The 4,568-nt window shown below is 65.5% G+C and carries 4 protein-coding genes and 1 pseudogene; 3 read left to right on the top strand and 2 right to left on the bottom strand.

The features are described from left to right. Positions 1-239: pseudogene (locus tag ACRDUX_RS26955) on the bottom strand (hypothetical protein); the annotation flags it as partial. A gap of 137 nt (positions 240-376) precedes the next feature. Between ACRDUX_RS26955 and ACRDUX_RS26960 the strand changes: the two are divergent. Continuing rightward, positions 377-1,069 (top strand): response regulator transcription factor, encoded by a 693-nt coding sequence (locus tag ACRDUX_RS26960; RefSeq protein WP_526418269.1) that lies wholly within the window; start codon positions 377-379, stop codon positions 1,067-1,069. A gap of 2 nt (positions 1,070-1,071) precedes the next feature. Beyond that, complete coding sequence (locus ACRDUX_RS26965; protein WP_526418271.1) at positions 1,072-2,250, top strand: sensor histidine kinase; 1,179 nt, start codon at positions 1,072-1,074, stop codon at positions 2,248-2,250. A gap of 25 nt (positions 2,251-2,275) precedes the next feature. Here the strand turns inward: ACRDUX_RS26965 and ACRDUX_RS26970 are convergent, their stop codons facing one another. Next, the gene (locus tag ACRDUX_RS26970; protein WP_526418273.1) at positions 2,276-3,439 is read right to left on the bottom strand and encodes a hypothetical protein; all 1,164 of its coding nucleotides are present in this window, start codon (positions 3,437-3,439) and stop codon (positions 2,276-2,278) included. A gap of 143 nt (positions 3,440-3,582) precedes the next feature. Here ACRDUX_RS26970 and ACRDUX_RS26975 point away from each other — a divergent pair. After that, a partial coding sequence (locus ACRDUX_RS26975; RefSeq protein WP_526418274.1) for a hypothetical protein occupies positions 3,583-4,568 on the top strand: 986 nt, incomplete at its 3' end.

Here is a 4,568-nt window from a genome sequence, read left to right on the forward strand (position 1 = left end):
GCCTTCTTGCCGGTGGGCTCGGAGACGGAGGCCTTCTTGCCGGTGGGCTCGGAGACGGAGGCCTTCGTGCCGGTGGGCTCGGACACCGAAGCCAAAGCTCCGGCAACGGTCGGCTGAGCGGCCTCACTGTGTGCGGCTGCTCCACCGGCGACGCCGAGGGCGGCTCCGCCGAGAATCCCAGCGGCCACCACCGGGATGGTCAGGTAACCGGCGATACGGCGGATGTTGTTGATGGTCATTGAATTCTCCTGTGCGAGTTGTTGTTTGGAAGTTCCGTTCCGCTGCTTTGCGGTACATGACAACTGTGCCTCGCCGGCCAGGAGCTGTCAGTCGGACTTCCGGCCGTTTGAAGGGTTGAACCGGGTGTCATCCGATAGTGGGACACCGAACCCGCAGCTATGCGAAGCTCAACCGTGTGGCGGGTGGCGATGGCATCGAGAAGGTGCGCGTAGTCGTCTGCGATGACCACCCAATTTTCCGTGAAGGGGCGGTGCGGGCACTCACTTCCAGTGGTCTGGTGGACGTCGTGGCCGAGGCCGAAGACGGCCAGGCCGCGTTGGAGTCCATCAGGCGACATCGTCCCGACGTCGCGCTGGTGGACTACCGGATGCCTGGCCTCGACGGTGCGCAGGTCGCCGCTGCGTTACTGCAAGACGATGCACCGACAAGGGTGTTGATCGTCTCGGCGCACATCGAGTCGGCGATCGTGTACCACGCCCTACAGCAGGGGGCGGCGGGATTCTTGCCGAAGGAGTCGACCAAGTCCGAGATCGTGAACGCGGTGCTCGCCTGCGCGAACGGCCAGGAAGTGTTGTCGCCGAGCCTCGCCGCGGGCCTGGCCGGTGAGGTCCGCCGCAACGCCGAGCCGTCCAGGCCGACGTTGAGCCCACGCGAACGCGAAGTCTTGCGCCTGATCGCCGCTGGCCGGACCATTCCCGCAGTCGCCCAAGAGCTCTACCTCTCGCCGTCCACAGTCAAGACACACCTGCAGCGGCTCTACGAGAAGCTCGGCGTCCGGGATCGCGCCGCAGCCGTGGCGCAGGCGATGCGGCAGGGACTGCTGGAGTAGCAGTGATTCAGTCCCTGGCGCGAATCGTCGATGGCGCGGCGACCGAACCCATCCGCGTCTGGGCATGGCTTCGATTGCCCATGGTCGGACTGATGATTCTGCGGGTCTCCGCCGGTCAGATCGAGCACTGGTTGCCGCTGGCCTACGGCACCGTGATCGGCCTGTATGCCGCCGCGGCCGTGGTCTGGCTGGTGGTCGTGATGCGAGGTCCGGTACCGCCATGGGCCGGCTGGGTATCCATCGCCATCGATGTGCTGGCGGTTTTGGCGTTGAGCGTATTGTCCGGCGGCGCCACGGCGGCCTTCCTGCCGCTGTTCTTCCTGCTGCCGATCGCAGCGGCGTTCCAGGAGCGTCCCGCGCTGACCGCGGTGCTCGGAATCGGTACGGCGATCGGCTATCTCGTTGTCTGGATCATCCATTCCAAGCGGGATGACGCCGTCGGCCTGTCGAATGTGGTGTTCGTGCAGTTCCTGTTCCTGTTTTGGCTGGCGGTCGTGACGACCGCGCTGTGTTACGTGCTCACCCGCCGCGCCGCACGGGTGACGGCATTGCTGAACGTACGACGCAGGTTGGTCTCGGAGTCGATGCAAGCCGACGACAGGCACACCAGCGAGCTCGCCGAGCAGCTGCATGATGGTCCACTGCAGAACATCATCGCCGCACGGCTGGAATTGTCGGATGTCCTCGAACGGATTTCGGATCCTGCGCTCGACACCGTCGATGCCATCCTGCGGGATACCGCGACCGGGCTACGCACTGCGGTCACGACACTGCATCCGCAGGTGCTCGCCGAACTCGGACTCACCCCTGCTGTGCGCGAACTGATTCCACAGTTCGAGCGGTGGTTCACGATCGAGGCCGAACTCGAAGAGGTTGGCAGGCCTGCGTCGCAGTCGCTGCTGTATCGCGCCACGCGTGAACTACTCGTGAACGCGCACAAGCACGCTCAGGCGACGAGAGTGCGGATCGCGCTGTTCGAGGATGACGGCCGCATCATCCTCAACGTCACCGATGATGGCGTCGGATTCGATCCGGCGAAACTCGACCGAAGTGTCGCCGAGGGACACATTGGGCTCGGATCACTGATCGTTCGCATCGAGGCGGTGGACGGATCCTTTCGCCTCGAATCTGCCGCTGGGAGGGGCACCCACGCGTCCGTTGCCGTACCCGCAGGCAAGTGACCGTCGAAATGCCCGGTAGGTCCACTTAGGTCGAGGTGCCCGGTTCCAGTGCGAGCCGTACCTGGGATTCGATCGCTGCGACGACAGGTCGAGGCAAGTGCACGCGGCCGCGGCCATCGAGGTCGACGACGATCTGCTGCACCTTGAGCAAGTACGACGTCTTCTCGCCGGCCTGGTCGGTGGCTTGGGCATGTTTGTAGAGCTTGGCTGCGATATCCAGATCGGCACGATCTTCGTGGGGTAGATAAGTGGTTCCGGTCGCCTTGCCGTCGCGCTCGCACCGCGCCCACTGCCTGCGCAGGGTATCGACAACCGTCCGGTAGCGACCGGCGAAAGCCGCGTCTCCTGGATAGGCGTCGGTGCGGAGCGCCTGCGCCTCCTCCAACGCAGTGTGGAAATTCATCACGTGATCGCGGGTGATGTCGGTGACGCCGGGATAGCGCAGATACAGCGCCGGATCGAGTTCGTAGGCACCGTATTCCGACAACACTCGCTGGTGAGCGGCTCGGGCAGCCTCCCACAACCGGACATCTGCGGCGGGGGAAGCACTCGGCGCGTCCAGCGGCGGCTCGCCAGGCGGGTCCGCCTGGTGCTTGCCGGCTTCGGTGGTCGCCGTGCGGGTTTCGGCTGCGCGACGGCCAGCCGTCTTCGTCTGCCGATCGGTACGTGACTTCTTCGGAACCGCACGCTGCAACCGCTGCATGATCTGAGCCGCCACGGGATCGGTCTCGAGCAGCGCGACGTGGTAGATGGTCTCGTCGCGGAACCTCAACTCCAGGTACCGCACGCCCTCGACCCTCAGGTCCTGCTGTTCAGGGGCGATGAAGGTATCGGGTGACTGATCGGCCGACAACGCGACGTCGGTGAGTTCGGCGAGTGGGCGGAGGACGTCTTCGGTGTCCTCGGTGCCGATGAGGATCTGCCCGTCGACCAAGCCCAGCCGTACGGCCGCCCGGTGTCGGGACGTCGTCCCCACCAAGCCCAGCATGAACGAACTGGTGACCAGGCTACCGACCACGAACACGATGACCAGCGGAGAAACGCCCGCCAGGACGAGGATGAGTAGCAGTGGCACCGCCGCGAGCAGCAGAGAAGTGCAGATGCCCTTGCGGATTCGGACCGCTATGTCGGGGTATTCGGTGCGGGAGATCAAGGCGAGATCCCGGCCCGACGGCGCGTCGACACTCATGCCGCCGCAACCGTCCAAAGCACACAGGAAACACTACCGTGCTGCCACTTGACGAGGGCAGCTGCGTATGGTTGGCCCATGCCCGAATTTCCGCAGCCAATCCAGCGGGCCCGCTTTGGTCATCGAAAGGTGGTCAGCTAGCGGTGAATTCGGTGGTCCGCGCAGCCGCGGGTGGCGTATTCATCGGCAGCGGCATCGCGATCGGCGCCTACTCCGGCGGATGGTTTCTCCTGCTCGCAGTGCTGCTCGCGGCAATCGGCGTCGGGGTGATCGGCGGCGTGTTCGTCCGGTCGGAGACCGCCATCGCCGGGGGCGATGCGGTGCCGGTGAAGGTTGAGCTGATCGACCGGTCCGCACCGAATCTGGCGATCGCCTCGACCGTCATCGCAGGAGTGGCCATGCCGCGCGGCGATGTCGCGTTCCGGTTCCACACCAGCACCAACCTCGCCCGCGCCCACGTGGCCGGAGTCGTCGAGGATGGTCGTGGCGAGCTGCCGTCCGGGGCACTCGGCGAGCCCGGCGATGCTCCGATGACCGAGCATCGGGTCATCAGAGCCCGCGTGCCTGCCGCGGTGACGGCCGTCGCCGCGATGTGGGCGACGATGCTGCTGCCACCGAGCGACCTCTGGGACCTCAAACCGCTGACGACGAGTGTGTCGTCAGCGCTGCCGGAGGTGGCGACGAGCACCGACCCGGACGAGCGCCCGTTGTGGCAGTGGTACGACGAGATGCTCGCCCATCTGCGCGCAGAGTCCCCTGATCTGCTCGACGCGCTGCTGGAGATCGATGTCCGCGATAGCTACGTGACTGCCTCGGTGTACCTCGGCGGAGACCAGAGGCGGACCTATGAAGGCCGCACCCGTGGCTGGGAAACCAGCGAGTCCACCACCAATCTGCGCAGTCGCGACACCTTCAGCGTCGGGGACCTGGAGCAATTCTCGGCTAAGGACTATCTGTCCGGTGCGACCGCGATGCTGCCGTCGGACAACAACGAGCCCGAACGTATCGCAATCTCCCGCCAGGACAGCATCTTCGGCGCCACCCGGCCCGTGTTGATCGACGGCTGGTTCGGCAACCCGACGGTCACGGTCATGGGCAAGCCCGACGGCACCATCGCCCCCTGGTGGCC

The sequence above is a fragment of the Mycobacterium sp. genome (genome assembly GCF_050701675.1).
Classification (GTDB): Bacteria; Actinomycetota; Actinomycetes; order Mycobacteriales; family Mycobacteriaceae; genus Mycobacterium.

Bases quoted from the DNA above. Each gene is read 5' to 3' on its own strand.
- ACRDUX_RS26970 (WP_526418273.1), bottom strand. From the start codon at position 3,439: ATGAGTGTCGACGCGCCGTCGGGCCGGGATCTCGCCTTGATCTCCCGC.